General features: G+C 68.2%; 3 protein-coding genes. All 3 read right to left on the bottom strand.

Features of this window, described 5'->3' with window-relative positions; translation table 11 throughout:
* The 3 genes from FCN18_RS38860 to FCN18_RS38850 are packed head-to-tail and all read right to left on the bottom strand — an operon-like array spanning position 1 to position 3,717.
* Entirely contained in the window at positions 1–396 is a 396-nt protein-coding gene (locus FCN18_RS38860) for a DUF6262 family protein (RefSeq protein WP_072029026.1), read from the bottom strand.
* Positions 386–2,638 (bottom strand): tyrosine-type recombinase/integrase, encoded by a 2,253-nt coding sequence (locus FCN18_RS38855; protein ID WP_072029025.1) that lies wholly within the window; start codon positions 2,636–2,638, stop codon positions 386–388. Before FCN18_RS38855 ends, FCN18_RS38860 begins: the two co-directional genes overlap by 11 nt.
* Positions 2,635–3,717 carry a site-specific integrase gene (locus FCN18_RS38850; protein ID WP_206078107.1) on the bottom strand — a complete coding sequence of 361 codons (1,083 nt, stop codon included), beginning with the start codon at positions 3,715–3,717 and terminating at the stop codon, positions 2,635–2,637. Before FCN18_RS38850 ends, FCN18_RS38855 begins: the two co-directional genes overlap by 4 nt.
* Between the last annotated feature and the right edge of the window lie 61 nt (positions 3,718–3,778).

The raw sequence follows: 3,778 nt of genomic DNA, 5'->3' as shown, positions 1-3,778 counted from the left end.
CTAGTGATCATCGGTGTTGAGGCGGGCTGTGCGGAGTTGGCCGTGGGCGTGGGCGAGCGCGTCGCGGAGTTGCTGGTTCTCGGTGCGAAGCTGGTTGATTCGCTCGTGCGCCAGGGCCAGACGTTGACGTAGCGAGTCGTCGGTGGCCTGGGTGACGGTGTTGCGGACGAAGTCGGCGCTGGAGCGGTGCTGCTGGAGCTGCTGGATCCGGTCGAGCAGTGCGGGTTGGGTGTAGATCCACGACCGCGAGACGCCGGCCTGGTTGGCGAGCCGTGCGACGGTCACGTGTTCTCCGGCGTCGGTCAGCTCGGTAAGCGTCTGCTGGGCGCGTCGCAGAGTTTGATCGTGGCGCTGGCGGGCGTGCTCGGCGAGATGGTGCGTATGGTCAGCAGGCATCGGAACCGTCCTTTCCGTTGCAGGCGCAGGACTTTCCGCCGCCGCTGCAGCCGCCCGATGTAGTCAGGCTGTCGATGATGGTCAGCAGGTTCTTCTCGACGGTCCGGTTCATCTCGGCCAGACGCTGATGGCCGTTGGTGTCGGCTTGGCTGATCAGAGCCTGGGTCTGCTCAAGCTGACGACGATGCTGGGGCAGGAACTCAGGCGTCGTGACGAAGACCGGACAGGTCAAACAGGCGTTGGCGAACTCGCACTTCTGCTGCAGCGGCAAGGCGCAGTAACCGTTGGGTAGCGCCATCTTCGCCCTGGCGAGGTTGTTCTTCATCCAGACCGCGTCGGCCAGCGGACCGGTGTCGGTGGCCAGCCGCTCACCGGCGATGTTGACCTTGCGGGCGCGTTCCCACTGCTCCCGGATGGTCTTGTCCGACAGCCGCGCGTAATGGGAGGTCATCGCGTGCGAGTCGTGGTCGAGCAGTCGGCGGACGGTCTCCTGCGGGACCTCGTTGTTGATCAGACGGGTGCCGAAGGTGTGGCGCCACTGGTGCGGCGTCACATGGACCTCACGGCCGAGCTCGTCGCGGACATCGCAGACACGCAACCACTCCCGCAGTTCTCCCCGGAAGGTTCCGGTGCTGAATGCCACCTTGCCCTCGGGGTTGCGAGTTGGCCGCGGCAGCAGGAACGCCGGGTCTTCGAACTCGTCGAGAACGGCCTTCTGCTGGTTGGTGATGGCCTCGGCCAGATCGGTGTCGATGGGGACGAACGCATCGCGGCGCATCTTGTGGTTGGTGTAGCGCAGATAGGGCGCGCCCTGACCGTCGCGGACAACGCAGTCCAGCCGCAGGCGAGCTCCGTCACCGACGCGCAGCCCGGTGCTCATCAGGATCCGCGCCAGCAGACGACCACGGGAGTCGGCGAAGCGGACGAGGTTGTCGAGGTGCTCAAGCTGGACCATCACCGCTTCCGACAACGCCCGTGGTGGCCCCTTGACCAGGCGCGGGTAGTCCTCGGGGAACAGGTCGACCTGAGCAGACAGGCGAGATTCCCAGCCGTGCTGACGGGCCGAGCGCAGTAGACCGGCGAGGCTGCTGAGCTGACCGGTCCGGCTCTTCGGGTTGGGAAACCGTTCGACCAGGTGCGCCAGATGGACCTCGACCAGCTCCCGGGTCAACGCCTCGGGCCCACGCTGCAGAGCCGGAAACGACTGCGCGAACAGGGTGATCGCGCGGATGTCAGCGCCGACGGTCGCGACCGCGATCCCGGTCGAGAGCCGCCAGCGGGCCCACCGTTTGGTCAACTGCCGCAGCCAGATCGGCTCGATCCCGGTGAACCGGAACCGGGTGTCGCGTCCGGGGAACCCGAGCCTGCGCAGCAGCCAGACATCGCGCGGGAACTCCGCGTCCCAGCCCACACCCTCGACAAGGTCACGCAGATAGCCGATCGCGTCCAGCAGGAACCGGCGCTCGATATGGCCGCGCTCGCTGGAGAACCCGAGATAGGTGATCCAGGAATCGGGGCTGCGGTCCAGCAGCGAGGTGACGCCGCCGCCCGGCAGGGCTCGCAGCAGTCGCCGGATCGAGTGCGGCCTGGTGATCGTGCGGCGCTCGTCGACGCGGCATTGGATCGCGTAGGCGATCTCCAGCCGCATCGGCATCGGCAACCGGCGCAGATCGAACCGGTCCCGCCCGAACGTCGCGCAACCGAGCAGCCAGGACTCGATCGGCGGCCGGTGGGCGCGGATCCACCGATTCCGGTGATGGACACACAATCCCGCGTCGCCCTCGGCCTCCAGACCGCAGCCGGGGAATCGGCAGTCGGCCCCGGCCGGCAGCGGCCGGCCGCCGCCATCGGCGATCCACCGCGTCAGATCGACGCGGCCCTGCTGGTGCCAGCGATGCGCGTGGGAGTGGCAGAGGCCGTGCTCGCGGCGGCTGCGACGACATGTCGTGATCGCGCATTTCGGTGGTTGCTGTAGCCAGCGCCGGTTCGCCGGCGCCGCCTTGGCCCAGGCCTCAAGGTCGTCGGGACGGCCCTCGTCGATCCAGCGCTGATGATGCGCCGAGCACTTACCGAAGATCACCACGAGCCGCTCGCAGACCGGCACCAGGCACCGGGGTCCGCCAATCACCGGGTCATCGGGGTCGACCACGATCACCGGCTGCGCGAACTGCGGCCGCAGCCGGGCCGCCAGGTCGGTGCCGGAGTCGTTGTCGCTGTTCGGAATCGGGTGCAGCTGCCTCATGCGGTCGGCCCCGTCGCCGCTGGCTCGTCGAGGAACCCGGCCGCGGCCAGGGCGCGACGAGCGTCCTCGACGCCCAGATGGGAGTAGGTGTCGACGGTGGTGCTGATGCTGGCGTGACCGAGCAAATGCTGCACGATCTCGGCGGCGACCCCGCGACGCAGCAACCCGGTGGCGTAGCTGTGGCGGAACAGGTGGGGCGAGAACGTGATCGCGGTGCGGTCCCGCAACCGGCGCACCAGGCGGTCGACAGTGGCGTAGCTCATCGGCTCGCCGACCGGTTTTCCCCAGAGGTTGACGAACACGTAGTCGCAGTCCAACAGCCCATACTCCTCGTGCAGGTAGTCGCTGTAGAGGCGGAACAGGTCGGCGTCGGCGGGAACTTCCCGTGACCACGTCTTTGCCCGCGCTCGGTTCACGTTCGTCCGGGGCCGGACCGCGACCAACCGGCGGCGGGCGTCGAGATCCTCGTGCCGCAACCCGAGTGCCTCACCGATCCGCAATCCCGTGCCCTTCAGCAGGCTCAGCAGGAACCTGTCCCGCAACCGGTCGCAGGAGTCGATCAGCGTCGTCATCTCCGCCTGACTCAGCTCCCGTGGCGGCCGCCGCTCTGCCCGCAGCGAGATCGCCCGGTGCCGCTCCGGCCGTGCGCCCAGGTGCGCCAGGAACGGCTGCCACGACCCGCCGCGGCGGCCCGGCCGCCACCGCGTCAGCAACTCGCCGAGCGCGACACCGTGCCGCTGATGGAACTCGTAGAACGACGCCAACGCCGACAACTTCCGATTCACCGTCGCCGCGGCGAGATTCGCCTCCACCCAGGGCAGCATCGCCACCCGTCCATCGCGGGCCTCGACCGGCAACCGCAGCCACGTCACGAACCGGCCCAGATCCTCCAGCACAACTCGATCCCACTGCAGGCCACGGCAGTGCAGGAAGTCGAAGTAGTCCCGCAGATCGTGGGCATAGGCGCGGACGGTGTTCGGGGAGCGATCGATCGCGGTCAGATGCGCCAGGAACCGGTCCGCCGGAACCAGTACCAGGCCGTCGGCCAGAACGGTCGCCGACTCCGTGCCCGAAGGCATCACGACCCGCTGCACCCTCAACGCTGATCCCGTCATAGACACGGCAAGGTAATCCGTCCAC

The organism is Prauserella endophytica (genome assembly GCF_005146945.1).
Lineage (GTDB): Bacteria > Actinomycetota > Actinomycetes > Mycobacteriales > Pseudonocardiaceae > Prauserella_A > Prauserella_A endophytica.
Note: the sequence above shows the minus strand (reverse complement) of the source record. Positions and strands in the feature narration are given on the sequence as shown.

What these genes read in the sequence shown, in the direction of transcription:
- FCN18_RS38855 (WP_072029025.1), bottom strand. Translation starts at nt 2,638, where the DNA reads ATGAGGCAGCTGCACCCGATTCCGAACAGCGACAACGACTCCGGCACC.
- FCN18_RS38850 (WP_206078107.1), bottom strand. Translation starts at nt 3,717, where the DNA reads ATGCCTTCGGGCACGGAGTCGGCGACCGTTCTGGCCGACGGCCTGGTA.
- FCN18_RS38860 (WP_072029026.1), bottom strand. Translation starts at nt 396, where the DNA reads ATGCCTGCTGACCATACGCACCATCTCGCCGAGCACGCCCGCCAGCGC.